Genomic DNA, 25,741 nt, shown 5'->3' on the forward strand with positions numbered 1-25,741 from the left:
CGGAATGCTCAGAGTCGCTGTAAACGGTGATCTTGCAGAGGATAGCCCTGTTCGCGGTAGAAACGGAAACTCTCGCGTGCGGCCTGGCGAATCACCGGGTCTTCCACCACCACTTCTGCCACGCGGGCGAAGCGCTGGGCAAAGGCCGGCACTTTCAGGTCAAGATTGACCAGTAAATCCTGGTGCTGGCCGCAGTCGTCGCCAAGACCCAGGACAATCAGGCTGTCGGGTTCGCTTTCGGCAGGGCCGTGGGGCACAAAACTTTCGCCCTTGAATGCCCATAAGCGTGCATCGAGATCCTCGCGCTGGGAGGCGTCGCTGCAATGCAGGTAAATGCGGTGCCCCATGCGCCAGGCTTTTTCGGTGAGCTTGCAGGCAAAATCCAGGCGTGCCGAAGGATCGGCGCTGGGCAGGATGTAGAAGTCTACTTTGGTCATTGCGGTTCCTGAGCCTAGAGCGGCGCCGCCCGAAAGCGACGCCGCTCAGGTTCATCGGTTTCAGGCTTTGGCGCGGTCCAGCAGGTATTGGGTCAGCAGGGGAACCGGACGGCCAGTGGCGCCTTTGTCCTTGCCGCCGCTGGTCCAGGCGGTGCCGGCGATGTCCAGGTGAGCCCAGTTCAGGTTTTTGGTGAAGCGCGACAGGAAGCAGGCTGCGGTGATGGTGCCGGCTTTCGGGCCGCCGATGTTGGCGATGTCGGCGAACGGGCTATCGAGTTGCTCCTGGTACTCATCGAACAGCGGCAGTTGCCAGGCGCGGTCGTCGGCTGCCTTGCCGGCGCTGAGCAGTTGGTCGATCAGTTCATCGTTGTTGCCCAGCAGGCCCGAGGTGTGGGAGCCCAGGGCAACCACGCAGGCACCGGTCAGGGTGGCGATATCGATGACGGCTTGTGGCTTGAAACGCTCAGAGTAGGTCAGGGCGTCGCACAGCACCAGACGGCCTTCGGCGTCAGTGTTGAGGATTTCCACGGTCTGGCCGCTCATGGTGGTGACGATGTCGCCCGGGCGCGAAGCGTTGCCGCTCGGCATGTTCTCGGCGCAGGCCAGGATGCACACCAGGTTGATCGGCAATTTCAGCTCAAGCACCGCTCGCAGGGTGCCGAATACGCTGGCAGAGCCGCCCATGTCATATTTCATTTCGTCCATGCCGGCGCCTGGCTTGAGGCTGATACCGCCGGTGTCGAAGGTGATGCCTTTGCCGACCAGGGCGTAGGGCTTCTCGGACTTCTTGCCGCCGTTGTACTGCATGACGATCAGGCGCGGCGGCTGGGCGCTGCCCTGGCCAACGGCATAGAACGAGCCCATGCCCAGTGCCTTGATCTTCTTCTCGTCGAAGACTTCGACTTTCAGGTCCTTGAACTCTTTGCCGAGGTTTTTCGCTTGCTCGCCAAGGAACGTCGGGTGGCAGATGTTTGGCGGCAAGTTGCCCAAGTCGCGAGTGAAGGCCATGCCGTTGGCAATGGCGGTGGCGTGGGTCACGGCGCGTTGCACTTCAGCCTGGGCGGCCTTTATGGTCAGCAGGGTGACTTTCTTCAGGGCGCGCGGTTCGGCTTTCTGGCTCTTGAACTGATCGAACTGATATTCGCCGTCCACGAGGGTTTCGGCCAGCAGGCGGGTCTTGCCGTAGCTGTCGCGGCCCTTGACCACGATTTCGTCCAGGGCCAGGACCGCATCGCTGCCGCCCAGGCCCTTGAGGGTATTGAGTACGCCGGCGATGATCTTGCGGAACGGGCGGTCGCCCAGTTCTTCATCTTTGCCCACGCCGACCAACAGCACGCGCTCGGCCTTCAGGTTTGGCAGGCTGTGCAGCAAGAGGCTTTGGCCCACCTTGCCGGCCAGGTCGCCACGCTTGAGAACGGCACTGATCGCACCACCGCTGAGTTCGTCGAGTTGCCTGGCGGCGGCACCGAGTTTACGGTCTTCACCGACGGCGACCACCAGCGTGGCGGTTTTCAACGTTTCCGGGTTAACGCTCTTTACAACCAGTTCCATGTCCGGGTCCCTGAATTGATGGTCAGCTTGCAAGCGCGCTCCACAATAGGTGTGCGTCGCTTGCCTGCATCTAAATAGAAAGGCGCCAGTACCGACCGGCGACGAAGGCCGCAGTTTGAACCTCGCTACCGGCGCCTGACAACCCTCGGCCATACGATTGTAGGCGCGTGCCTGCTCGCGAAGAACTTGAGGCCGCCGCGGGCTTTCAGGCTTCGCGCGATATAGAGGTCGCCCTTCGCGAGCACCTCGCTCCTGCGGGTGCCCCACGCATTGCGCAGTGACAGGTGCACTCAATCACAGGATAATGCGCCATCTTTTTCGGCGGCTCTGCCTTGTGGGCTGCCTGATATGTCTGCTTGTTTGGCCGCCTTCGCCTGACAATCCTGGAGTGTCTGGTTTGATCGTCTTCCGTTACCTATCCCGCGAAGTCCTGTTGACCTTGAGCGCCGTCAGCGCCGTGCTGCTGGTCATCATCATGAGCGGACGTTTCATCAAGTACCTCGCCCAGGCGGCTTCGGGCCTTCTGGATCCGGGTTCACTGTTCCTGATCATGGGCTTTCGTCTACCGGGATTCCTGCAACTGATCCTGCCATTGGGGCTGTTCCTGGGGATTCTGCTGGCGTATGGCCGGCTGTATTTGGAAAGTGAGATGACCGTGCTTTCGGCTACCGGCATGAGCCAGCAGCGCTTGCTGGTCATGACCCTTTTCCCGGCCACGCTGGTGGCAGTGGTCGTGGCCTGGCTGAGCCTGAGCCTGGCACCGCAAGGGGCCAATCAGTTTCAGTTGTTGCTCAACAAACAGGATGCCCTGACCGAGTTCGATACCCTGGAGCCGGGTCGCTTCCAGGCGTTGCGCGACGGTACCCGGGTGACTTACACCGAGCAATTGTCCGATGATCGTATCAACCTGAGCGGCGTATTCATCTCGCAAAAGAACGCCTCATCCGACGGGAAAGATCGCGGGATTTCGGTCCTGGTGGCCGAAAAGGGCCGCCAGGAAATCAACCCTGATGGCAATCGCTACCTGATCCTCGACAATGGCTATCGTTACGACGGTAATCCGGGGCAGGCTGACTACCGGGCGATCAAGTACGACGAGTACGGGGTATTGCTGCCTAAACCGGATGTCAGCGACGAAGTCACCGACCGTGATGCGCTGAGCACCAGAGCCCTGATGAACAGCGATGACCTGCGCCTGCGCGCCGAACTCGAATGGCGGCTGTCCCTGCCATTGCTGGTCTTTATCGTGACCCTGATGGCGGTGCCGCTGTCGCGAGTCAACCCGCGCCAGGGTCGCTTCCTCAAACTGTTGCCGGCGATTCTTCTTTATATGGCTTACCTGACCCTGCTGATTGCCGCGCGCGGCGCCCTGGACAAGGGCAAGATCCCGGTGGCGTTGGGCCTGTGGTGGGTACATGCCATCTTCCTGATCATCGGCCTGGGCCTGCTTTACTGGGAACCCCTGCGCTTGAAGATGGCGAGTCGCCGCAGCGCGCTGGAGGTGGCCCGTGGTTAAGCTCGATCGCTACATTGGTAGCAGCGTGCTCATTGCGATCCTGGCGGTACTGGGGATCATCCTGGGGCTGGCGACGTTGTTCGCGTTCATCGACGAAATGAGCGAGATCAGCGATACCTACACCCTGTCCGATGTCGCGAGTTATGTGCTGCTGACCGCACCGCGCCGCCTCTACGACATGATGCCGATGGCGGCGCTGATCGGTTGCCTGATCGGCCTCGGCAGCCTGGCCAGCAACAGCGAATTGACCATTATGCGCGCCGCCGGCGTGTCGATCGGGCGAATCGTCTGGGCGGTCATGAAGCCCATGCTGGTGCTGATGATTGCCGGCGTGCTGATCGGCGAGTACGTCGCCCCCGCCTGCGAAAACATCGCCCAGGCCAATCGCTCCCTGGCCCAGGGCAGCGGCGATGCGCAAAGCGCCAAGCACGGCATGTGGCACCGTCAGGGCGATGAGTTCATCCACATCAACTCCGTTCAGCCCAATGGCATTTTGTACGGTGTGACCCGTTATCGCTTTGACGCCGAGAGGCACATGCTGTCCGCTAGCTTCGCCAAGCGCGCCGACTTCGACAAGGAGCACTGGCAGCTGACCGATGTCACCACCACGCTGTTCCACGAGAAGAGTTCTGAAGTGGTGAATGCTCCCCAGGAGCGCTGGGACGTGGCATTGAGTCCTCAATTGCTCAATACCGTGGTGATGACACCCGAGTCGCTGTCGATCAGCGGTCTGTGGGGGTATATCCACTACCTGGCGGAACAGGGCTTGAACAATGGTCGTTACTGGCTGGCATTTTGGGTCAAGGTGTTGCAGCCGCTGGTCACGGCCGCACTGGTGCTGATGGCGATTTCCTTCATTTTCGGCCCGTTGCGCTCGGTGACCCTCGGTCAGCGGGTATTTACCGGGGTTCTGGTGGGCTTCACCTTCCGCATTGCTCAGGACCTGCTGGGCCCTTCGAGCCTGGTGTTCGGTTTCTCACCGTTGTTTGCAGTGCTGGTACCGGCCAGTATCTGCGCCCTGGCCGGGCTGTTGTTGTTGCGTCGCGCCGGTTGAGGGCGGGACATTCCCGGCTTCACTGGTCATAAAAAACGCCCCTGTCGCAAGACCGGGGCGTTTTTGTACAGGCTGTCTTACCTGCAAACGTGACGCTTGCGCCGTGGATCAGGTACAATTCCCGGCTATTTTTCGGCGGGCTATGCCTGCAGCCTTTTTGAGTGTTGATCCGTGAGTGATTTGAGTCATATCCGCAATTTCTCCATCATCGCCCACATTGACCATGGCAAGTCGACGCTGGCCGACCGTTTCATCCAGATGTGTGGCGGCCTGGCCGAGCGCGAAATGGAAGCCCAGGTCCTCGACTCCATGGACCTTGAGCGTGAACGCGGCATCACCATCAAGGCGCATAGCGTTACCCTGTATTACAAAGCCCGTGATGGCATCACCTATCAGTTGAACTTCATTGACACCCCCGGCCACGTTGACTTCACCTACGAAGTCAGCCGCTCGCTGGCGGCCTGTGAAGGCGCGCTGCTGGTGGTCGATGCCGGTCAGGGTGTTGAGGCACAGTCGGTTGCCAACTGCTACACGGCGATCGAGCAAGGCCTGGAAGTGATGCCGGTGTTGAACAAGATCGACCTGCCACAGGCCGATCCGGACCGCGTCAAAGAAGAAATCGAAAAAATCATCGGCATCGATGCCACCGACGCGGTCACGTGCAGCGCCAAGACCGGTCTGGGCGTCGATGAAGTGCTTGAGCGCCTGGTGACCACTATTCCGGCGCCAACCGGCAACATCGAAGATCCGCTGCAAGCGTTGATCATCGACTCCTGGTTCGACAACTACCTGGGCGTTGTGTCCCTGGTGCGCGTTCGCCATGGCCGCGTGAAGAAGGGCGACAAGATTCTGGTCAAGTCCACCGGCAAGATCCATCTGGTGGACAGTGTCGGTGTATTCAATCCTAAACACACCGCGACCGTTGACCTGAAAGCCGGTGAAGTGGGCTTCATCATTGCTGGCATCAAGGACATTCACGGTGCGCCAGTGGGCGACACCCTGACCCTGAGCTCGACGCCGGATGTCGACGTGCTGCCAGGCTTCAAACGTATTCAGCCACAGGTGTACGCCGGTCTGTTCCCGGTCAGCTCCGACGACTTCGAAGACTTCCGTGAGGCGCTGCAAAAGCTCACCCTGAACGACTCGTCGTTGCAATACACGCCGGAAAGCTCCGATGCTCTGGGCTTCGGCTTCCGTTGCGGTTTCCTCGGCATGCTGCACATGGAAATCATCCAGGAGCGCCTGGAGCGCGAGTACGACCTGGACCTGATCACCACGGCGCCAACGGTAATTTTCGAGCTGCTGCTCAAGACCGGTGAAACGATCTACGTCGATAACCCGTCGAAACTTCCGGACCTGTCGTCGATCGAAGACATGCGTGAACCGATCGTGCGGGCCAATATTCTTGTGCCGCAAGAGCACCTGGGCAACGTCATTACCCTGTGCATCGAGAAACGCGGCATTCAGCACGACATGCTGTTCCTCGGTAGCCAGGTCCAGGTGACCTATGATTTGCCGATGAACGAGGTGGTCCTGGACTTCTTCGATCGTCTGAAGTCCACCAGCCGCGGCTATGCTTCGCTGGATTACCATTTCGATCGTTACCAATCGGCTAATCTGGTGAAACTGGATGTGCTGATCAACGGCGACAAGGTCGATGCCCTGGCGCTGATCGTGCACAAGGACAATGCGCACTACAAAGGTCGCCAGTTGACCGAGAAGATGAAAGACCTGATTCCGCGGCAGATGTTCGACGTGGCAATCCAGGCCGCCATTGGCGGTCAGATTGTGGCGCGGACAACCGTCAAGGCACTCAGGAAGAACGTATTGGCCAAATGCTACGGCGGTGACGTTAGCCGTAAGAAAAAACTGCTGGAAAAGCAAAAGGCCGGTAAAAAACGCATGAAGCAGGTCGGTAACGTGGAAATTCCACAAGAAGCCTTCCTTGCAGTGCTCAGGTTGGATAGTTAGGTCCTATGTCACTAAATTTCCCGCTGTTGCTGGTCATCGCCGTATTCGTTTGCGGCTTGTTGGCGTTGCTCGATCTGCTGTTCCTGGCGCCGCGTCGGCGTGCCGCCATTGCCTCCTATCAGGGCAGCGTAAGCCAGCCTGATGTGATGGTGGTCGAGAAACTGAACAAAGAGCCGCTGCTGGTCGAATACGGCAAGTCGTTCTTCCCGGTGTTGTTCATCGTGCTGGTGCTGCGTTCGTTCCTGGTGGAACCGTTCCAGATTCCTTCCGGCTCGATGAAACCGACCCTGGACGTCGGCGACTTCATCCTGGTGAGCAAGTTTTCCTACGGGATCCGCTTGCCGGTCATCGACAAGAAAGTCATCGAAGTCGGCGAGCCACAGCGCGGTGATGTGATGGTGTTCCGCTATCCAAGCGATCCGAACGTCAACTACATCAAGCGTGTCGTCGGTCTGCCGGGTGATCAGGTTCGTTACACCGCCGACAAGCATCTGTTCGTCAACGGTCAGTCGATTGCCGAGCAACTGGTCGGCTCCGAGCCGGGCACCCTGGGCAGCGCCGAGCTCTACAAGGAAAAACTCGGCGCCGCCGAGCACCTGATCCGCAAGGAAATGAGTCGTTACCGCGCAACGCCGGACCGTACATGGACCGTGCCTGCCGGGCACTACTTCATGATGGGCGACAACCGCGACAATTCGAACGACAGTCGCTACTGGGATGATCCGAACATTCCCAAGGATCTGCTGGGCATGGTTCCCGACAAGAATATCGTCGGCAAGGCCTTTGCAGTCTGGATGAGCTGGCCGGAACCGAAACTCAGTCACCTGCCGAATTTCTCGCGGGTTGGCCTGATCAAGTAATCAAACACGGCGCTGTTGAACACAGCGCCGAATGCATTTCTGGAGTCGACACAATCGACACTGGCTGCATGAAAACAACGATATTCAGGACGTTATTTTTGAACACAGCGTTAATTGTCCCAAGCCTGCGTCGAACCCCGGCGATGGCGGTGGAATCCAACCACGAACTCAGCGTGGGTAAACCGTGAGCGTCTCCTTAAGCCGTCTCGAGCGTCAGCTCGGCTACACCTTCAAGGATCAGGAACTGATGGTCCTGGCCCTGACTCACCGAAGCTTTGCCGGGCGCAACAACGAACGCCTGGAGTTCCTCGGCGATGCCATTCTCAACTTCGTGGCTGGCGAGGCGCTGTTCGATCGCTTCCCGCTGGCCCGCGAAGGCCAGTTGTCGCGTTTGCGTGCCCGTCTGGTGAAAGGTGAGACCCTGGCCGTACTGGCCCGTGGTTTCGATCTGGGCGAATACCTGCGCCTGGGCTCCGGCGAGTTGAAGAGCGGCGGTTTCCGTCGCGAGTCGATCCTGGCCGATGCCCTGGAAGCGCTGATTGGTGCGATCTACCTCGACGCTGGCATGGAAGTGGCGCGCGAGCGCGTGCTGGCCTGGCTGGCCGGTGAGTTCGAAGGCCTGACGCTGGTCGACACTAACAAAGATCCAAAAACCCGCCTGCAGGAATTTCTGCAGTCCCGTGGTTGCGAGCTGCCGCGTTACGAAGTGGTGGATATCCAGGGTGAGCCGCATTGCCGGACGTTCTTCGTCGAATGCGAAATCACCTTACTGAATGAAAAAAGCCGAGGTCAGGGTGTGAGTCGTCGTATTGCCGAACAGGTAGCGGCCGCCGCAGCACTGATTGCCCTGGGTGTGGAGAATGGCAATGACTGATACAACCGCAACGCGCTGTGGCTATGTTGCCATCGTCGGCCGTCCGAACGTGGGCAAGTCCACGTTGCTGAACCACATCCTCGGTCAGAAGCTGGCGATTACCTCGCGCAAGCCGCAAACCACCCGCCACAATATGCTCGGTATCAAGACCGAGGGTGATGTGCAGGCGATCTACGTCGACACCCCTGGCATGCACAAGGGTGGCGAGAAAGCCCTGAACCGTTACATGAACAAGACCGCGTCGGCGGCGTTGAAAGACGTCGACGTGGTGATCTTCGTGGTTGACCGCACCAAGTGGACCGAAGAAGACCAGATGGTCCTCGAGCGCGTGCAATACGTGACCGGCCCGCTGATCGTCGCGTTGAACAAGACCGACCGCATCGAAGACAAGGCTGAGCTGATGCCGCACCTGTCCTGGTTGCAGGAACAGTTGCCGAATGCACAGATCATCCCGATCTCGGCCCAGCACGGGCACAACCTCGATGCGCTGGAGCGGGTGATTGCCGATCATCTGCCGGAAAACGATCACTTCTTCCCGGAAGACCAGATCACCGACCGCAGCAGCCGCTTCCTTGCCGCTGAGTTGGTGCGTGAAAAAATCATGCGCCAGATGGGTGCTGAGCTGCCGTACCAGATCACCGTCGAAATCGAAGAGTTCAAGCAGCAGGGCAAAACCCTGCACATTCACGCGTTGATCCTCGTCGAGCGTGACGGCCAGAAGAAAATCATCATTGGCGACAAGGGCGAACGCATCAAGCGTATCGGCACTGAGGCGCGCAAGGACATGGAACTGCTGTTCGACTCCAAGATCATGCTTAACCTTTGGGTCAAGGTGAAAGGCGGCTGGTCCGACGACGAGCGTGCCCTGCGCTCGCTGGGTTACGGCGACCTGTAATACAGCGCAGCCCCCTGTAGGAGCGAGCCTGCTCGCGATGGATCTGAAAGCGCCGCGTTCATTCAGATAGCCAGCGTTATCGTTATCCACCATCGCGAGCAAGCTCGCTCCTACAACCTGGCGAAAAGCTTATGTCGCAAGCTCCACCCCTCTGCCAACCCGCCTACGTCCTCCACTCCCGCGCCTACCGCGAAAGCAGCGCGCTGGTGGACTTCCTCACGCCGCAAGGTCGGCTGCGGGCGGTTTTGCGCAGTGCACGAGGCAAGGCCGGGACCCTGGCGCGGCCATTCGTGCCACTGGAAGTCGAATTTCGAGGGCGGGGCGAGCTCAAGAACGTGGGGCGCATGGAAAGCGCTGGCGTTTCCACCTGGCTCAATGGCGAGGCATTGTTCAGCGGCCTTTATCTCAATGAGTTACTGATTCGCCTGCTGCCCGCCGAAGATCCGCATCCCGCCGTGTTCGATCATTACGCCGCCACATTGCTGGCCCTGGCCGAAGGCCGGCCGCTTGAGCCATTGTTGCGCTCATTCGAATGGCGGCTGCTTGACGACCTGGGCTACGGCTTCGCCTTGACCACTGACATCCACGGCAATGTCATCGCGGCGGATGGACTCTACCGTTTGCAAGTGGATGCGGGGCTGGAGCGGGTCTACCTGTTACAACCGGGGCTGTTCAATGGCGCCGAGCTGCTGGCGATGGCCGAAGCCGACTGGTCAGCACCGGGGGCCCTATCGGCAGCCAAACGCCTGATGCGCCAGGCACTGGCCGTGCATCTGGGTGGCCGACCGCTGGTTTCCCGCGAGTTGTTTCGAAAACCGTAAATTCCCCATGTATGCTGTGCACCGAACTTTCTCTTCTTCTGGAGCGCTTCTGTGACCACCAGCACCCGCATTCTTCTTGGCGTAAACATCGACCACGTTGCCACCCTGCGTCAGGCCCGGGGGACTCGCTATCCGGACCCGGTCAAGGCTGCGCTGGATGCGGAAGAGGCGGGGGCTGACGGCATCACCGTGCACCTGCGTGAAGACCGTCGCCACATCCAGGAGCGCGATGTGTTATTGCTCAAGGACGTGCTGCAAACCCGCATGAACTTCGAAATGGGTGTGACCGAAGAAATGATGGCTTTCGCCGAGCGTATTCGCCCGGCGCACATTTGCCTGGTACCGGAAACCCGTCAAGAGCTGACGACCGAGGGTGGGCTGGACGTGGCCGGGCAGGAAGCGCGGATCAGGGCAGCCGTGGAGCGTCTGTCGAAGATCGGCTCTGAAGTGTCGCTGTTCATCGATGCCGACGAACGCCAGATCGAGGCTTCTCGTCGTGTGGGCGCGCCGGCCATCGAGCTGCACACCGGGCGTTACGCCGATGCCGAGACACCGACCGAGGTCGCTGAAGAACTCAAGCGTGTAGCCGACGGCGTGGCGTTTGGTCTGGCCCAGGGCCTGATCGTCAACGCCGGCCATGGCCTGCATTACCACAACGTCGAAGCCGTGGCTGCAATCAAGGGCATCAACGAATTGAACATCGGCCACGCGCTGGTGGCCCATGCCTTGTTCGTGGGCTTCAAGTCGGCTGTTTCGGAGATGAAAACGCTGATTCTGGCGGCGGCTGCCAAGGCTTAAAACCGAGCGCAATACCAATGTGGGAGCGAGCCTGCTCGCGATGGTGGCCTGACAGGCACAATTGAAGTGACTGAAAGGGCCTCATCGCGAGCAGGCTCGCTCCCACAATTGTTTGGTGAAGGTTGTTAAAGCGGTGCCGGTTCCGGAGCCGGTTTGGTCTTGTCGATCCCCGGCACGTGCAAGTTGCCCTCGGCCACTTGATCGCCTTCAAGCTGCGGCTGCGTGACCCAGGTCAGGATGTCGTAATAGCGACGGATGTTGGCCACAAAATGCACCGGCTCGCCGCCACGGGCATAGCCGTATCGGGTTTTGCTGTACCACTTCTTCTCGGACAGGCGCGGCAGCATTTTCTTCACGTCCAGCCACTTGTCCGGGTTCAGGCCTTCCTTGGTCGCCATTTTGCGCGCGTCATCCAGGTGACCAGTGCCGACGTTATAGGCCGCCAGGGCAAACCAGGTGCGGTCCGGTTCCTGAATCGACTCGTCGAGCTGATCCTTCATGTAAGCCAGGTATTTGGCGCCGCCCATGATGCTCTGCTTGGGATCGAGGCGGTTGGACACGCCCATGGCCTGCGCAGTGTTCTGGGTCAGCATCATCAGGCCTCGCACGCCGGTTTTGGAGGTGACGGCCGGTTGCCACAGCGATTCCTGATAGCCGATGGCTGCCAGCAGGCGCCAGTCGACTTTCTCTTTCTTGGCATAGGCCTTGAAGTGCTGTTCGTACTTGGGCAGACGTTGCTGCAAGTGTTGGGCGAAGGTGGTGGCACCCATATAGCCAAGCACATCGACATGCCCGTAATAGCGGTCTTTGAGGCGTTGCAGGGTGCCGTTCTTCTTGACCTTGTCCAGGTAGGCGTTGATCTCGTTGAGCAGGCTGTTGTCATCGCCAGCCGCCACTGCCCAGCTCTGGTTGCTGGCGTCACCCAGGTCAAAGGCGACCCGGATATTGGTGAAGTACACCTGGTTCATCGCGACTTCGTTGGAGTCCACCAGGGTCAGATCGATCTGCCCCTCATCGACCATGCGCAACAGATCGACGACTTCGACGGCGTCGGACTCTTCGTATTCAATGCCGGGAAATTGCTTTTTCAGCTGCGCCAGTTGTTCGGCGTGGGTGCTGCCCTTGAGCACCATGATCTTCTTGCCCACCAGATCTTTCGCTTCGGTAGGGCGCGACTGGCCATTGCGATAGATGATCTGTGGGGTCACTTCCAGATAGGAGTGGGAAAACCGTACCTGCTTTTTGCGCGCTTCGCTGCTGACCAGCCCTGCGGCCGCGAGTACCGGGCCTTTGGGTTTGCCCACCTCGTTGAACAGGTCGTCGAGGTTGTCGGCGGTCTCGATCTTGAGCTCGACCCCCAGATCGTCGGCGAAGCGCTTCACCAGCTCGTATTCGAAGCCGGTTTCACCGTTGCGATCCTGAAAGTAAGTGGCGGGGCTGTTTCGGGTGATCACCCGCAGCACACCATCCTCCTTTACGCGCTCCAGTGTGTTGGGTTTATCAACACAGCCACTGAGCATCAGGAAGAGTCCGGTTGCGATCAGCCATTTGGCGAACCGCGGACGCAAAGCCATTGGGGAAAACATTTGCGCAGTATACGCAAAGGACAACGAGCGCCATATCTCGACAGCAAAGGGCTTGTCTGCTAGAGAGCGAAAATCCCACTTGGAGCCCGCAGGAATGGGCTTTAAGCACTTTTTATGACAGTGAAAATAACGGGTGAAAAGTGCTCCGGTCGGCCCTGGTTTTTCGCTCGGACGCCCGCCCGGACGCCCGGGTGCAACCGTGCGTAGCGTTTCGGGTGATGTCGCGGGCTGTTTAGGCTAGAATGCACGGCCTCAAAGCACACCCCTTCCCGAGGCTGTCCCGAAGATGTTGATCCTGCGCGGCGCTCCTGCCCTTTCTGCCTTTCGCCACAGCAAGCTCCTTGAGCAACTGAGCCAGAAGGTCCCGGCTGTCAGTGGCCTGTATGCTGAATTCGCTCACTTCGCCGAAGTTACCGGCGTCCTGACCGACGACGAACAGCAGGTGCTTGCGCGCCTTCTGAAGTACGGTCCAAGCGTTCCGGTCCAGGAGCCGACCGGTCGTCTGTTTCTGGTGTTGCCGCGTTTTGGCACCATTTCGCCATGGTCGAGCAAGGCCAGCGACATCGCTCGCAATTGCGGCCTGACCAAGATCCAGCGCCTGGAGCGCGGCATCGCGTTCTACGTTGCCGGCCAGTTCAGCGATGCTGAAGCGCAACTCATTGCTGATGCGCTGCACGACCGCATGACCCAGATCGTCCTGGGCAACCTCGAGCAGGCCGCCGGCCTGTTCAGCCACGCCGAACCCAAGCCCCTGACCGCGATCGACGTGTTGGGTGGCGGCCGCGCCGCGCTGGAAAAAGCCAACACCGAGCTGGGCCTGGCCCTGGCTGAAGACGAAATCGACTACCTGGTCAACGCTTTCGTCGGCTTGAAGCGCAACCCGCACGACATCGAGCTGATGATGTTTGCCCAGGCGAACTCCGAGCACTGCCGTCACAAGATCTTCAACGCCAGTTGGGACATCGACGGTGAAAGCCAGGAAAAAAGCCTGTTCGGCATGATCAAGAACACCTACGTGATGCACAGCGAAGGCGTTCTGTCGGCTTACAAGGACAACGCTTCGGTGATCGTCGGCTCCGTGGCCGGGCGTTTCTTCCCGGACCCTGAAACCCGCCAGTACGGCGCGGTGCAGGAGCCGGTGCACATCCTGATGAAGGTCGAGACCCACAACCACCCGACCGCGATTGCCCCGTTCCCGGGCGCGTCCACCGGTTCCGGTGGCGAGATCCGCGACGAAGGTGCAACCGGTCGTGGTGCCAAGCCGAAGGCTGGCCTGACCGGATTCACCGTGTCCAACCTGCAGATCCCGGGCTTCGAACAGCCATGGGAAGTGCCATATGGCAAGCCTGAGCGCATCGTTACCGCGCTCGACATCATGATCGAAGGCCCATTGGGCGGCGCGGCGTTCAACAACGAATTCGGCCGTCCTGCACTGACTGGTTACTTCCGTACCTTCGAACAATCCATCACCACCCCGCACGGTGATGAAGTTCGCGGCTACCACAAGCCGATCATGCTGGCTGGCGGCATGGGCAACATCCGTGAAGAACACGTCAAGAAAGGCGAAATCGTCGTTGGCTCCAAGCTGATCGTGCTCGGCGGCCCGGCGATGCTGATCGGTCTGGGCGGCGGCGCGGCTTCCTCCATGGCCACCGGCACCAGCTCGGCCGACCTGGACTTCGCTTCCGTACAGCGTGAAAACCCTGAGATGGAGCGTCGCTGCCAGGAAGTCATCGACCGTTGCTGGCAACTGGGTGACAAGAACCCGATCAGCTTCATCCACGACGTGGGTGCGGGCGGTCTGTCCAACGCCTTCCCGGAACTGGTCAACGACGGCGACCGTGGTGGCCGTTTCGAACTGCGCAACATTCCAAACGACGAGCCGGGCATGGCCCCGCACGAAATCTGGTCCAACGAATCCCAGGAACGTTACGTACTGGCCGTCGGCCCGGCTGACTTCGAGCGCTTCAAGGCGATCTGCGAACGCGAGCGTTGCCCGTTCGCCGTGGTCGGCGAAGCCACTGCCGAGCCGCAGCTGACCGTGACCGACAGCCACTTCGGCAACAGCCCGGTGGACATGCCGCTGGAAGTATTGCTGGGCAAAGCCCCGCGCATGCACCGTTCGGTGGTGCGTGAAAACGAGCTGGGCGACGATTTCGATCCGTCGACCCTGAACATCGGCGAATGCGTCGAGCGCGTCCTGCATCACCCGGCCGTGGCGAGCAAAAGCTTCCTGATCACCATCGGCGACCGCACCATCACCGGCCTCGTGGCCCGTGACCAGATGGTTGGCCCCTGGCAGGTTCCGGTGGCCGACGTTGCCGTCACCGCCACCAGCTTCGACGTCTACACCGGTGAAGCCATGGCCATGGGCGAGCGTACTCCGCTGGCGCTGCTGGACGCTCCGGCGTCGGGCCGCATGGCCATCGGCGAAACCCTGACCAACATCGCAGCCTCGCGCATCGCCAAGATCTCCGACATCAAGCTGTCGGCGAACTGGATGTCGGCTGCCGGTCACCCGGGCGAAGACGCGCGTCTGTACGACACCGTCAAAGCGGTCGGCATGGAACTGTGCCCTGAGCTGGGCATCACCATTCCGGTGGGCAAGGACTCGATGTCCATGGCCACGCGCTGGAACGATGAAGGTGTGGACAAGGCGGTCACTTCGCCAATGTCCCTGATCGTGACCGGTTTCGCGCCAGTGACTGACATCCGTCAGACCCTGACCCCGCAACTGCGCATGGACAAGGGCACCACCGACCTGATCCTGATCGACCTGGGCCGCGGCCAGAACCGCATGGGCGCCTCGATCCTCGCCCAGGTTCACGGCAAGCTCGGCAAGCAGGCTCCGGACGTCGACGACGCCGAAGACCTGAAAGCGTTCTTCGCCGTGATCCAGGGCCTCAACGCCGACGGTCACCTGCTGGCCTACCATGACCGTTCCGACGGTGGTCTGCTGACCAGCGCCGTGGAAATGGCCTTCGCCGGTCACTGCGGTCTGAGCCTGAATCTCGACGGTCTGGCGGAAACTTCCGCCGATATCGCCGCCATCCTGTTCAACGAAGAGTTGGGTGCGGTGATCCAGGTTCGCCAGGACGCCACCCCGGACATCCTCGCGCAGTTCAGCGCTGCCGGCCTGGGCGAATGCGTGTCGGTGATCGGCCAGCCGATCAACAACGGCGAGATCAGCATTACCTTCAACGGCGACACCGTATTCGAAGGCCAGCGTCGTCTGTTGCAACGCCAGTGGGCCGAGACCAGCTACCAAATCCAGCGTCTGCGTGACAACGCCGACTGCGCCGATCAAGAGTTCGACGTACTGCTGGAAGAAGACAATCCGGGCCTGAGCGTCAAGCTCAGCTACGACGTCAATCAGGACATCGCCGCGCCTTACATCAAGAAAGGCATCCGCCCACAGGTCGCCGTGCTGCGTGAGCAGGGCGTCAACGGCCAGGTGGAAATGGCGGCGGCGTTCGACCGCGCCGGTTTCAACGCGATCGACGTGCACATGAGCGACATTCTGGCCGGCCGTGTCGACCTGAACGAGTTCAAGGGCATGGTCGCTTGCGGTGGCTTCTCGTACGGCGACGTACTGGGTGCCGGTGAAGGCTGGGCCAAGTCGGCGCTGTTCAACAGCCGTGCCCGCGATGCATTCCAGGGCTTCTTCGAGCGTAACGACAGCTTCACCCTCGGTGTGTGCAACGGTTGCCAGATGATGTCCAACCTGCACGAACTGATTCCGGGTAGCGAGTTCTGGCCGCACTTCGTGCGTAACCGTTCCGAGCAGTTCGAAGCCCGTGTGGCGATGGTGCAGATCCAGGAGTCGAACTCGATCTTCCTGCAAGGCATGGCCGGTTCGCGTATGCCGATCGCCATTGCTCACGGCGAAGGTCATGCCGAATTCGCCAGCGAAGAAGCGTTGCTGGAAGCCGATCTGTCCGGTTGCGTGGCGATGCGTTTCGTCGACAACCACGGCAAGGTCACCGAAAACTACCCGGCCAACCCGAACGGCTCGCCGCGCGGGATCACCGGTTTGACCAGCCGCGACGGTCGCGTAACCATCATGATGCCGCACCCGGAGCGTGTGTTCCGCGCCGTGCAGAACTCGTGGCGTTCGGATGACTGGAACGAAGACGCCCCTTGGATGCGCATGTTCCGTAACGCTCGTGTGTGGGTGAACTAAGAGCCGTGTACAAGCTCAGCTTTTTTGTTCCCGACAGCCATGTCGACGTGGTCAAAAGTGCCGTATTCGCCGCCGGTGGCGGACGGATCGGTGCTTACGATCACTGCGCATGGCAGGTGTTGGGCCAAGGCCAGTTTCGTCCATTGGATGGCAGTCAGCCGTTCATTGGCGAGGCAGGGCAGGTCGAACGGGTCGAGGAGTGGAAAGTCGAGCTGGTCGTGGCCGATGAGTTGATCCGCGATGTGGTGGCTGCCTTGAAAGGCAGCCACCCCTACGAGACACCGGCTTATGAAGTGTGGCGGCTGGAGGATTTCTGATTCTTCGCCGCTGAAATGAAAAACCCGCTGAAAGCGATTTCAGCGGGTTTTTTATTGCCTGGAAGGGCCTCATCGCTGGCTAGCCAGCGATGGCGCTTTATCAGGCTCTTAGGTGATTACGGACGAATCTCGATCATCGTGCCATCCGGCACCAGATTCCAGACTTCACGCATGTCCATGTTGCGCATGGCGACGCAGCCATCGGTCCAGTCCAGGGTGTGGAACAGGTCTTCCGGGGTGTCTTCGGTGTCCGGGGTGCCGTGGATCATGATCATGCCGCCGGGCTCGACACCTTCGCGGCGCGCGCGGGCGGAGTCAGTGATGTTCGGGTAAGAAATGTGCATCGCCAGATTGAAGTTGTTGCTGGTCTTGCGCCAGTCGATCCAGTAGAAACCCTCCGGCGTACGTTTGTCGCCCTCCATCAGTTTCGGCCCCCTCGGGTTTTTGCCCAGGGAAATGCGATAGGTCTTGACCGGCTTGCCGTCATTGATCAATTGCAATTGATGTGCGGACTTGAGAACCAGGACTTTCTCGATGACCTTGCCGTTCAGCGTTTCCACGGCAGAAGCCTGGGACACCGTGATGAACGACAAGCAAAACAGGGCAAGCAACCAGCGCATTGAAACGATTCCCCAAAAAGGTGTCTCGATTATTCATTTATAGATGTTTTTTAGTTGGCAGGCTGAGCAAGCGGCGGGATCGATTCGGACCGCACGGGGTAGACCTCGGTCCGCCGGTCAGCGAAGAAGCATTCTAAGGTACGGCCCACCGTGCGGAAAGCCAGCTCATCCCAGGGAATGTCGACTTCGTCGAATAATTGCACTTCCAGGCTTTCGGGGCCGGCGGCGAAGTTCAGGTCCGCTAGTTCGGCGCGGAAAAATACATGCACCTGGCTGATGTGCGGCACGTCGATCAGGGTATAGATGCTCAGGTTGCGCACCCGGGCACAGGCTTCCTCGGCGGTTTCGCGAATCGCCGCCTGTTCGATGGTCTCGCCGTTCTCCATGAAGCCGGCGGGCAGGGTCCAATAACCCAGGCGTGGCTCGATGGCGCGTCGGCACAGCAACACCTTGGTGCCCCAGGTCGCCACGCAACCGGCGACGATATTGGGGTTCTGGTAATGAATGGTCTGACAGCGGTCGCAGACGAAACGAAGGCGCGAATCGCCTTCGGGAATGCGCTGGGTCACCGGGTTGCCGCATTGACTGCAAAATTTCATGCTTGGGTTCCTGAATGCTGCGCCTATCTTGGCGTGCGGCGGTGTCCGTCGGCAAGTTGTCGTTTCGCGACACGCTGCTGTACGAGGGGTTGGGCGGCCGAAGCGATTGGTGCATGATGCAGGGTAAGGCACAGATCGAGAACACTCATGCTGGACGAGCTACTGCATCGGGTAAGTAACCACACTCCGCGCACGTTGGAGACCGACCGACGTTTCCCCGAGGCCGCCGTCCTGGTGCCCATCACCCGCAGTGACGAACCGGAGCTGCTGCTGACCCTGCGTGCCAGTGGCCTCTCGACCCACGGTGGCGAAGTCGCCTTTCCCGGCGGCCGCCGCGACCCCGAAGACCCCGACCTGATTTTCACCGCCCTGCGCGAAGCCGAAGAAGAGATTGGTTTGCCGCCAGGATTGGTTGAAGTGATCGGCCCGCTCAGCCCGCTGATTTCCCTGCACGGGATCAAGGTCACCCCTTATGTCGGGGTGATTCCCGATTTCGTCGAATACCAGGCCAACGATGCCGAGATTGCCGCGGTGTTCAGCGTGCCCCTGGAGTTCTTCCGCAAGGACCCGCGCGAACACACCCACCGCATCGATTATCAGGGCCGCAGCTGGTACGTGCCGAGTTATCGCTATGGCGAATACAAGATCTGGGGCCTTACGGCAATCATGATCGTCGAGTTGATCAACCTGCTCTATGACGCCAAAATCAGCCTGCACCAACCGCCCAAAAGCTTTATCAATACCTGAAGCCATCACTCCAATGGCCTGAACACGCCGCTGCCTGCGCCTTGAGGACAACACGATGAAATACCGCCTGGGCGACGCCCGTGTCGAGACCCACCCACAGAGCTGGGTCGCTCCCAATGCCGTGCTGGTGGGCAAGGTCAAGCTGGAAGAGGGTGCCAACGTCTGGTTCAACGCCGTGCTGCGGGGCGACAACGAGTTGATCCTGATCGGCAAGAACAGCAACGTCCAGGATGGCACCGTGATGCACACCGACATGGGCTACCCGCTGACCATCGGCACCGGCGTGACCATTGGCCATAACGCCATGCTGCATGGCTGCACCGTAGGGGACTACAGCCTGATCGGCATCAATGCGGTCATTCTCAACGGCGCGAAAATCGGCAAGAACTGCATCATCGGCGCCAACTCGCTGATTGGCGAAGGCAAGGAAATTCCGGACGGTTCACTGGTGATGGGCTCGCCCGGCAAAGTGGTGCGCGAACTGACCGAACCGCAGAAGAAAATGCTCGAAGCCAGCGCCGCTCACTACGTGCATAACGCTCAGCGTTACGCCCGCGATCTGGTTGAGCAAGAAGAATGACGACCACCGAACGCCCCGTATCATCGCCCTGTGTGAATATTTGCGCACTGGACGACGATGACATCTGCACGGGCTGCCAGCGCACGGTCGAAGAAATTACCCGCTGGAGCCGTATGACCAACGACGAACGCCGCACGGTGCTGGGGTTGTGCCATGAGCGGGCCAAGGCCAGTGGGTTGATCTGGATGTTGCCGACCAAATCTGGTCGCTGAATTAGAGTGGACTTTTTGTGGCGAGGGAGCTTGCTCCCGCTGGGCTGCGCAGCAGACCCGATCTGTTCGATGTCATTCATCTGACACACTGCGTCTTCTGGTTTGGGAGCGCTGCGCGCTCCAGCGGGAGCAAGCTCCCTCGCCACAGGTTATCTGTGTATTGAAGATGAAGTACCCTGTGCGCAAATTGACAGGTACCCTCATGCTCTTCCTCATCGCCTACATCAGCAGCGTCGTGCTGATCAACTATGCCTTTTCCACCGCGCCGCACCTGGACATCATCTGGTCAGCCTGGGGTGGTCTGGTGTTCATCCTGCGCGACATGGTGCAAACCCGCTTCGGTCATGGGGCCATCGCAGCCATGCTGGCGGCGCTGGTGCTGTCCTATATCACCTCCGATCCGTCCATTGCCCTGGCCAGCGCCACGGCGTTCGCGGTCTCCGAATGCATTGACTGGCTGGTGTTCAGCCTCACCAAGCGTCCGCTGCACGATCGTCTGTGGATAAGTTCGGCCCTGAGTATTCCCCTCGATACCTTCATTTTCTTCGGCATGATCGACGCACTGACCCCCGGCGTGATCCTCACCGCGCTGGGCTCGAAGTTCGCCGGTGTGACTGCGGTGTGGCTGATCATGGCCTGGCGCTTGCGCAAACAGGCCGTCGTCAGCTGAAGCCAAACCCTGTGGTTCATGTAAAATGCCGCGCTTTCTCCCCATGGATCGTGCGTATTTCGCCGTATCCTCGATGATCCGCTCCTTTGAGGACCTGAGATGACCCGTATCGGAACTCCATTGTCGCCGACTGCGACCCGCGTATTGATGTGTGGCTGTGGCGAGTTGGGCAAGGAAGTGGTGATCGAGCTGCAACGCCTGGGCGTTGAAGTGATTGCCGTGGATCGTTATGCCAATGCACCGGCCATGCAGGTTGCCCACCGCAGCCACGTGATCAACATGCTCGATGGCGCCGCCCTGCGTGCGGTGATCGAAGCCGAGAAGCCGCACTTCATCGTGCCGGAAATCGAAGCCATTGCCACCGCGACCCTGGTGGAGCTGGAGTCCGAAGGCTTCACCGTGATCCCGACCGCGCGCGCCGCCCAGTTGACCATGAACCGTGAAGGTATCCGTCGCCTGGCCGCCGAAGAGCTGGACCTGCCGACCTCGCCGTACCACTTCGCCGACACCTTCGAGGACTACAGCAAGGCGGTCGAGGACCTCGGTTTTCCGTGCGTGGTGAAGCCGGTCATGAGTTCGTCGGGCAAAGGCCAGAGCCTGCTGCGCAGTGTCGATGACGTTAAGAAGGCCTGGGATTACGCCCAGGAAGGCGGCCGCGCCGGTAAAGGCCGGGTGATCATCGAAGGCTTCATCGATTTCGACTACGAAATCACCCTGCTAACCGTGCGTCATGTCGGCGGCACCACGTTCTGTGCGCCGGTCGGCCATCGTCAGGAGAAGGGCGACTACCAGGAATCCTGGCAGCCTCAAGCCATGAGCCCGATTGCCCTGGCAGAATCGGAGCGCGTGGCCAAGGCTGTGACCGAAGCCCTGGGTGGCCGTGGTCTGTTTGGCGTGGAGCTGTTCATCAAGGGCGATCAGGTGTGGTTCAGCGAAGTGTCGCCGCGCCCGCACGACACCGGTCTGGTCACGCTGATTTCCCAGGACCTGTCGCAATTCGCCCTGCACGCCCGGGCGATCCTGGGCCTGCCGATTCCATTGATCCGTCAGTTCGGGCCTTCGGCTTCGGCGGTGATTCTGGTGGAAGGGCAGTCGACCCAGACCTCTTTCGCCAACCTGGGCGCCGCATTGAGCGAGCCGGATACTGCGTTGCGTCTGTTCGGCAAGCCTGAAGTCAACGGCCAGCGCCGCATGGGTGTGGCATTGGCTCGCGATGAATCGATCGAAGCCGCTCGCGCCAAGGCGACCCGTGCGTCGCAGGCGGTGGTCGTCGAGCTGTAAAAACCTCGCTGGCGGGCCTATACCTTCTATGGGCTCGCCACAATACCTGTAGGAGCGAGCCCGCTCGCGATGGACTCAAGAACGCCGCAGGGAACCAGACTCCGCGCGTTATCGTTAACGTCCATCGCGAGCAGGCTCGCTCCTACAGGTCATTTATCAATGCTCCAGGCCTGTACCCCATGAATTCCCAAAGCATCATCGTCCCGAAAATTTCCACCTTGCCGGTACACGAACCCCGGGCCCGGGCGATCGTGCGTTGGCTGGTGCGCAAGAACATCGTCAAGGAAGAACTGACCACCTGCGGTCGCACCGGCAATCGCATGGCCCACGCCATCGCCGAGGGCGCCCGTGATGTGGTCCTGCACCCCGAAGCCCTGCCGTTTGGCGAACAGATCAACGGTCTGGAGATCGTCACCAAGCGCTGCATCTATACACCGGCCAAGGGATTTCTTGGCGAGGCCGGTTGTGCCGAGTGTCGCAGGGAAATTGGTGAAGCCTTGTTCGAGAGCCTGGAGGACTGGATGCCGGGGCGTACCGACAACTTCACATGTCCGGAATGCGGACATGAAGACGACATCAACGGCTTTCTGTTCCTGCAGGAATGCGGCTTTTCCAACCTGGGCTTCATCTTCAACAACTGGGCCGAGGCCGGATTCAAGCAGAGCTTTCTGGACGAGTTTGCCGATTGGCTCGATCAGCCGGTCAGTTGGGTCAAAGTCGAACTCTGAATAACGGTAGGAGCGAGCTTGCTCGCGAAAAACCTGAAGGCGACGTTGGTTTGCAGAAAGAAGCATGCGTCATCGTTCACGACCATCGCGAGCAGGCTCGCTCCCACAAAAAAACAGCAATCCGTACCGCTGTGATCCCCGTATATCAGTAATGCCAATAATAGACAGAGTTTTACATTGAACCCGAGGGGGTGTCTGACTATAATGGCGCGCTTCCATTTTCCCGCTCGGGAGCCCCCGCGATGCTGCGTATCAGCCAAGAAGCTCTGACATTCGACGACATTCTCCTAGTGCCTGGTTATTCCGAGGTGCTTCCTAACGAAGTCAGTCTCAAGACCCGCCTTACCCGTGGCATCGAGCTGAATATCCCACTGGTTTCCGCTGCCATGGACACCGTCACTGAAGCCCGTCTGGCAATTGCCATGGCTCAGGAAGGTGGTATCGGCATCATCCACAAGAACATGACCATCGAGCAGCAAGCTGCCGAAGTGCGCAAGGTCAAGCGTTACGAAGCCGGTGTGGTCAAGGACCCGATCACCATCGACGCCGACGCTACCGTGCGCGAGCTGTTCGAATTGACCCGCATGAACAACATCTCCGGCGTTCCGGTGCTGCACAATGGCGACCTGGTCGGCATTGTCACCTCCCGTGACGTACGTTTCGAGAACCGTCTGGAAGCCACCGTCCGTGATGTGATGACGCCTAAAGAGCGTCTGGTCACGGTCAAGGAAGGCGCCGACAAGAACGACGTCCGCGAGCTGCTGCACAAGCACCGCATCGAACGCGTTCTGATCGTCGACGACAAATTCGCCCTCAAGGGCATGATGACCGTCAACGACATCGAAAAAGCCAAGGCTTACCCACTGGCCAGCAAGGACGATCAAGGTCGTCTGCGCGTTGGCGCCGCCGTCGGCACCGGTAAAGACACCGGTGATCGCGTCGCGGCCCTGGTCAGCGCCGGTGTTGACGTGGTGGTGGTCGACACTGCCCACGGTCACTCCAAAGGCGTGATCGACCGCGTTCGCTGGGTCAAGCAGAACTTCCCTGAAGTGCAGGTCATCGGCGGCAACATCGCCACCGGCGCTGCTGCCAAGGCCCTGGCCGAGGCCGGCGCTGACGCGGTCAAGGTCGGTATCGGTCCTGGCTCGATCTGCACCACCCGTATCGTCGCCGGTGTCGGCGTCCCGCAAATCAGTGCCATCGCCAACGTTGCCGCTGCCCTTGAGGGCACTGGCGTTCCGTTGATCGCCGACGGCGGCATCCGTTTCTCCGGTGACCTGTCCAAGGCCATCGTGGCCGGTGCCTCCTGCGTGATGATGGGTTCGATGTTCGCCGGTACTGAAGAAGCGCCGGGCGAGATCGAACTGTTCCAGGGTCGTTCGTACAAGGCTTATCGCGGCATGGGTTCGCTGGGCGCCATGTCCCAGGCTCAAGGCTCCTCCGACCGTTACTTCCAGGACTCCTCGGCAGGCGCCGAGAAGCTGGTTCCGGAAGGCATCGAAGGGCGTGTTCCGTACAAGGGCACCCTGAGCGCCATCATCCATCAACTGATGGGCGGCCTGCGTTCTTCCATGGGCTACACCGGTAGCGCCAATATCGAAGAAATGCGCACCCGGCCTGAGTTCGTGCGGATCACCGGCGCTGGCATGGCCGAGTCCCACGTTCACGACGTGCAGATCACCAAAGAAGCGCCAAACTACCGCGTAGGTTGAGCCTTCTAGCAAAAAGTTAACGACCGGGGCTGTTTTATTCAGCCCCGAGTTGTTTCTGAATCACGACTGTTTCTGAATGACTTAGACGAGACTGAATCATGGCCCTCGATATTCACGCTCACCGCATCCTGATCCTCGACTTCGGTTCCCAGTACACCCAGCTGATCGCCCGTCGCGTTCGCGAAATCGGTGTGTACTGCGAACTGCATCCGTTCGACATGGACGAGGAAGCGATTCGCGAATTCGCTCCGAAAGGCGTCATCCTCGCCGGTGGCCCCGAGTCCGTGCACGAAGCCAACAGCCCTCGCTGCCCGCAAGCTGTGTTTGATCTGGGCGTGCCGGTTTTCGGCATCTGCTACGGCATGCAGACCATGGCCGAGCAACTGGGCGGCAAGGTAGAAGGTTCCGAGCTGCGTGAGTTCGGTTATGCCCGCGTAGACGTGGTCGGCAAGAGCCGCCTGCTCGACGGCATCGAAGACCACATCGACGCCGACGGCCTGTTCGGCCTCGACGTGTGGATGAGCCACGGTGACAAGGTCACCAGGATGCCGGAAGACTTCCACATCCTGGCCAGCACCCCGAGCTGCCCGATTGCCGGCATGTTCAACGACGAGCGTGCCTACTACGGCGTGCAGTTCCACCCGGAAGTGACCCACACCAAGCAGGGCGGTCGCATCCTGTCGCGCTTCATCCTCGACATCTGCGGCTGCGAAGCCCTGTGGACCCCGTCGAAAATCGCTGAAGACGCCATCGCCCAGGTGCGTGCCCAGGTCGGCACCGACAACGTGCTGCTCGGCCTGTCCGGCGGTGTGGATTCGTCGGTGGTTGCCGCGCTGCTGCACAAGGCCATTGGCGACCAGCTGACCTGCGTGTTCGTCGACAATGGTCTGCTGCGTCTGCACGAAGGCGAGCAAGTGATGGCCATGTTCGCCGAGAACATGGGCGTCAAGGTGATCCGCGCCAACGCCGAGGAGCAGTTCCTCAACAACCTGGCCGGCGAGTCCGACCCGGAGAAGAAGCGCAAGATCATCGGCCGCACCTTCATCGACGTGTTCGATGCCGAATCCTGCAAGCTGGACAACATCAAGTACCTGGCCCAGGGCACCATCTACCCGGACGTGATCGAATCGGCTGGCGCCAAGAGCGGCAAGGCTCACGTGATCAAGTCGCACCACAACGTGGGTGGCCTGCCGGAAGAAATGAACCTCAAGCTGGTTGAACCCCTGCGCGAGCTGTTCAAGGACGAAGTCCGTCGTCTGGGCCTGGAGCTGGGCCTGCCGTACGACATGGTCTACCGTCACCCGTTCCCGGGCCCGGGCCTGGGCGTGCGGATCCTCGGTGAAGTGAAGAAGGAATACGCCGACCTGCTGCGTCGCGCCGACCACATCTTCATCGAAGAACTGCGCAAGGCCGACTGGTACCACAAGGTCAGCCAGGCATTCGTGGTGTTCCAGCCTGTGAAATCGGTTGGCGTGGTGGGTGATGGCCGTCGTTACGCCTGGGTCGTGGCCCTGCGTGCCGTGGAAACCATCGACTTCATGACCGCGCGTTGGGCACACCTGCCTTACGAACTGCTGGAAACCGTCAGCGGCCGCATCATCAATGAGATCGAAGGCATCTCCCGCGTCACCTACGACGTGTCGAGCAAGCCGCCAGCGACCATTGAGTGGGAATGATCGAGATTGAGCCGGTAAACCCAGGCTCAAAACGAGAGTGACAAAAGGGAAGC

At 60.1% G+C, this 25,741-nt stretch carries 23 protein-coding genes; 18 read left to right on the plus strand and 5 right to left on the minus strand.

The features are described from left to right. Window positions 1-8: 8 nt before the first annotated feature. Both F7R06_RS22455 and F7R06_RS22460 read right to left on the minus strand, forming a co-directional pair. Window positions 9-437: a DNA polymerase III subunit chi gene (locus F7R06_RS22455; RefSeq protein ID WP_090316547.1), complete on the minus strand. Its 429-nt coding sequence runs from the start codon at window positions 435-437 to the stop codon at window positions 9-11. 60 nt (window positions 438-497) lie between these two features. Further along, window positions 498-1,988 (minus strand): leucyl aminopeptidase, encoded by a 1,491-nt coding sequence (locus tag F7R06_RS22460; protein ID WP_090316551.1) that lies wholly within the window; start codon window positions 1,986-1,988, stop codon window positions 498-500. Window positions 1,989-2,385: 397 nt separating this feature from the next. Between F7R06_RS22460 and lptF the strand changes: the two genes are divergently transcribed. The 8 genes from lptF (at window position 2,386) to pdxJ (ending at window position 10,777) form a co-directional block, all read left to right on the plus strand. Then, entirely contained in the window at window positions 2,386-3,504 is a 1,119-nt protein-coding gene (gene lptF / locus F7R06_RS22465; protein ID WP_090316556.1) for an LPS export ABC transporter permease LptF, read from the plus strand. After that, window positions 3,497-4,558: an LPS export ABC transporter permease LptG gene (lptG, locus tag F7R06_RS22470; RefSeq protein ID WP_090316559.1), complete on the plus strand. Its 1,062-nt coding sequence runs from the start codon at window positions 3,497-3,499 to the stop codon at window positions 4,556-4,558. Before lptF ends, lptG begins: the two co-directional genes overlap by 8 nt. A 171-nt stretch (window positions 4,559-4,729) precedes the next feature. After that, complete coding sequence (lepA, locus tag F7R06_RS22475; protein ID WP_090316563.1) at window positions 4,730-6,529, plus strand: translation elongation factor 4; 1,800 nt, start codon at window positions 4,730-4,732, stop codon at window positions 6,527-6,529. 5 nt (window positions 6,530-6,534) lie between these two features. After that, on the plus strand, window positions 6,535-7,389 hold the full coding sequence (lepB, locus tag F7R06_RS22480) for a signal peptidase I (RefSeq protein WP_090316568.1): 855 nt from the start codon (window positions 6,535-6,537) through the stop codon (window positions 7,387-7,389). A gap of 184 nt (window positions 7,390-7,573) precedes the next feature. Then, window positions 7,574-8,263: a ribonuclease III gene (gene rnc / locus F7R06_RS22485; RefSeq protein ID WP_008056598.1), complete on the plus strand. Its 690-nt coding sequence runs from the start codon at window positions 7,574-7,576 to the stop codon at window positions 8,261-8,263. Next, window positions 8,256-9,158, plus strand: coding sequence for a GTPase Era (era, locus tag F7R06_RS22490; protein WP_090316575.1), 903 nt, complete (start codon window positions 8,256-8,258; stop codon window positions 9,156-9,158). Before rnc ends, era begins: the two co-directional genes overlap by 8 nt. 131 nt (window positions 9,159-9,289) lie before the next feature. Beyond that, complete coding sequence (recO, locus tag F7R06_RS22495) at window positions 9,290-9,979, plus strand: DNA repair protein RecO (protein WP_090316578.1); 690 nt, start codon at window positions 9,290-9,292, stop codon at window positions 9,977-9,979. 51 nt (window positions 9,980-10,030) lie between these two features. Beyond that, on the plus strand, window positions 10,031-10,777 hold the full coding sequence (gene pdxJ, locus F7R06_RS22500) for a pyridoxine 5'-phosphate synthase (protein WP_090316581.1): 747 nt from the start codon (window positions 10,031-10,033) through the stop codon (window positions 10,775-10,777). A gap of 125 nt (window positions 10,778-10,902) precedes the next feature. Here the strand turns inward: pdxJ and mltF are convergent, their stop codons facing one another. Then, the gene (gene mltF, locus F7R06_RS22505; protein ID WP_090316583.1) at window positions 10,903-12,363 is read right to left on the minus strand and encodes a membrane-bound lytic murein transglycosylase MltF; all 1,461 of its coding nucleotides are present in this window, start codon (window positions 12,361-12,363) and stop codon (window positions 10,903-10,905) included. Window positions 12,364-12,649: 286 nt separating this feature from the next. On the opposite strand from mltF, the gene purL reads away from it, so the two are divergent. Both purL and F7R06_RS22515 read left to right on the plus strand, forming a co-directional pair. Then, a complete protein-coding gene (purL, locus tag F7R06_RS22510) occupies window positions 12,650-16,546 on the plus strand; it encodes a phosphoribosylformylglycinamidine synthase (protein WP_090316587.1) in 3,897 nt (1,298 codons plus the stop codon). A 5-nt stretch (window positions 16,547-16,551) separates the two neighbouring features. Next, window positions 16,552-16,863 carry a YqfO family protein gene (locus F7R06_RS22515; protein WP_090316590.1) on the plus strand — a complete coding sequence of 104 codons (312 nt, stop codon included), beginning with the start codon at window positions 16,552-16,554 and terminating at the stop codon, window positions 16,861-16,863. Window positions 16,864-16,979: 116 nt separating this feature from the next. On the opposite strand, the gene F7R06_RS22520 is transcribed toward F7R06_RS22515, so the two are convergent. Both F7R06_RS22520 and F7R06_RS22525 read right to left on the minus strand, forming a co-directional pair. Continuing rightward, window positions 16,980-17,483 carry a L,D-transpeptidase family protein gene (locus F7R06_RS22520; RefSeq protein ID WP_090316595.1) on the minus strand — a complete coding sequence of 168 codons (504 nt, stop codon included), beginning with the start codon at window positions 17,481-17,483 and terminating at the stop codon, window positions 16,980-16,982. Between the two features lie 50 nt (window positions 17,484-17,533). Next, window positions 17,534-18,082, minus strand: coding sequence for an NUDIX hydrolase (locus tag F7R06_RS22525; RefSeq protein WP_090316597.1), 549 nt, complete (start codon window positions 18,080-18,082; stop codon window positions 17,534-17,536). 147 nt (window positions 18,083-18,229) lie between these two features. Between F7R06_RS22525 and F7R06_RS22530 the strand changes: the two genes are divergently transcribed. The 8 genes from F7R06_RS22530 to guaA all read left to right on the plus strand — a co-directional run bounded on the left by F7R06_RS22530 (window position 18,230) and on the right by guaA (window position 25,688). Next, complete coding sequence (locus tag F7R06_RS22530) at window positions 18,230-18,829, plus strand: CoA pyrophosphatase (RefSeq protein WP_090316600.1); 600 nt, start codon at window positions 18,230-18,232, stop codon at window positions 18,827-18,829. 55 nt (window positions 18,830-18,884) lie between these two features. Further along, the gene (locus F7R06_RS22535) at window positions 18,885-19,409 is read left to right on the plus strand and encodes a gamma carbonic anhydrase family protein (protein ID WP_047538150.1); all 525 of its coding nucleotides are present in this window, start codon (window positions 18,885-18,887) and stop codon (window positions 19,407-19,409) included. Beyond that, entirely contained in the window at window positions 19,406-19,621 is a 216-nt protein-coding gene (locus F7R06_RS22540) for a DUF1289 domain-containing protein (protein WP_090316602.1), read from the plus strand. Before F7R06_RS22535 ends, F7R06_RS22540 begins: the two co-directional genes overlap by 4 nt. Before the next feature lie 202 nt (window positions 19,622-19,823). After that, complete coding sequence (locus F7R06_RS22545; protein WP_090316605.1) at window positions 19,824-20,291, plus strand: VUT family protein; 468 nt, start codon at window positions 19,824-19,826, stop codon at window positions 20,289-20,291. 99 nt (window positions 20,292-20,390) lie between these two features. Beyond that, a complete protein-coding gene (gene purT, locus F7R06_RS22550) occupies window positions 20,391-21,572 on the plus strand; it encodes a formate-dependent phosphoribosylglycinamide formyltransferase (RefSeq protein WP_090316608.1) in 1,182 nt (393 codons plus the stop codon). A 179-nt stretch (window positions 21,573-21,751) separates the two neighbouring features. Beyond that, window positions 21,752-22,300: a sugar ABC transporter ATPase gene (locus tag F7R06_RS22555; protein ID WP_090316610.1), complete on the plus strand. Its 549-nt coding sequence runs from the start codon at window positions 21,752-21,754 to the stop codon at window positions 22,298-22,300. 242 nt (window positions 22,301-22,542) lie between these two features. Continuing rightward, window positions 22,543-24,012, plus strand: coding sequence for an IMP dehydrogenase (gene guaB / locus F7R06_RS22560; RefSeq protein ID WP_090316613.1), 1,470 nt, complete (start codon window positions 22,543-22,545; stop codon window positions 24,010-24,012). Window positions 24,013-24,110: 98 nt separating this feature from the next. After that, window positions 24,111-25,688 (plus strand): glutamine-hydrolyzing GMP synthase, encoded by a 1,578-nt coding sequence (gene guaA, locus F7R06_RS22565; protein ID WP_090316616.1) that lies wholly within the window; start codon window positions 24,111-24,113, stop codon window positions 25,686-25,688. Window positions 25,689-25,741 lie beyond the last annotated feature (53 nt).

This window comes from Pseudomonas moorei (assembly GCF_008801475.1).
In the GTDB taxonomy this organism is placed as follows: domain Bacteria; phylum Pseudomonadota; class Gammaproteobacteria; order Pseudomonadales; family Pseudomonadaceae; genus Aquipseudomonas; species Aquipseudomonas moorei.

What these genes read in the sequence shown, in the direction of transcription:
- purL (WP_090316587.1), top strand. Translation starts at nt 12,650, where the DNA reads ATGTTGATCCTGCGCGGCGCTCCTGCCCTTTCTGCCTTTCGCCACAGC.
- F7R06_RS22535 (WP_047538150.1), top strand. Translation starts at nt 18,885, where the DNA reads ATGAAATACCGCCTGGGCGACGCCCGTGTCGAGACCCACCCACAGAGC.
- F7R06_RS22540 (WP_090316602.1), top strand. Translation starts at nt 19,406, where the DNA reads ATGACGACCACCGAACGCCCCGTATCATCGCCCTGTGTGAATATTTGC.
- guaA (WP_090316616.1), top strand. Translation starts at nt 24,111, where the DNA reads ATGGCCCTCGATATTCACGCTCACCGCATCCTGATCCTCGACTTCGGT.
- guaB (WP_090316613.1), top strand. Translation starts at nt 22,543, where the DNA reads ATGCTGCGTATCAGCCAAGAAGCTCTGACATTCGACGACATTCTCCTA.
- purT (WP_090316608.1), top strand. Translation starts at nt 20,391, where the DNA reads ATGACCCGTATCGGAACTCCATTGTCGCCGACTGCGACCCGCGTATTG.
- recO (WP_090316578.1), top strand. Translation starts at nt 9,290, where the DNA reads ATGTCGCAAGCTCCACCCCTCTGCCAACCCGCCTACGTCCTCCACTCC.
- F7R06_RS22460 (WP_090316551.1), bottom strand. Translation starts at nt 1,988, where the DNA reads ATGGAACTGGTTGTAAAGAGCGTTAACCCGGAAACGTTGAAAACCGCC.
- F7R06_RS22530 (WP_090316600.1), top strand. Translation starts at nt 18,230, where the DNA reads ATGCTGGACGAGCTACTGCATCGGGTAAGTAACCACACTCCGCGCACG.
- F7R06_RS22525 (WP_090316597.1), bottom strand. Translation starts at nt 18,082, where the DNA reads ATGAAATTTTGCAGTCAATGCGGCAACCCGGTGACCCAGCGCATTCCC.
- F7R06_RS22545 (WP_090316605.1), top strand. Translation starts at nt 19,824, where the DNA reads ATGCTCTTCCTCATCGCCTACATCAGCAGCGTCGTGCTGATCAACTAT.
- F7R06_RS22555 (WP_090316610.1), top strand. Translation starts at nt 21,752, where the DNA reads ATGAATTCCCAAAGCATCATCGTCCCGAAAATTTCCACCTTGCCGGTA.
- F7R06_RS22520 (WP_090316595.1), bottom strand. Translation starts at nt 17,483, where the DNA reads ATGCGCTGGTTGCTTGCCCTGTTTTGCTTGTCGTTCATCACGGTGTCC.
- era (WP_090316575.1), top strand. Translation starts at nt 8,256, where the DNA reads ATGACTGATACAACCGCAACGCGCTGTGGCTATGTTGCCATCGTCGGC.
- mltF (WP_090316583.1), bottom strand. Translation starts at nt 12,363, where the DNA reads ATGTTTTCCCCAATGGCTTTGCGTCCGCGGTTCGCCAAATGGCTGATC.
- F7R06_RS22455 (WP_090316547.1), bottom strand. Translation starts at nt 437, where the DNA reads ATGACCAAAGTAGACTTCTACATCCTGCCCAGCGCCGATCCTTCGGCA.
- lepB (WP_090316568.1), top strand. Translation starts at nt 6,535, where the DNA reads ATGTCACTAAATTTCCCGCTGTTGCTGGTCATCGCCGTATTCGTTTGC.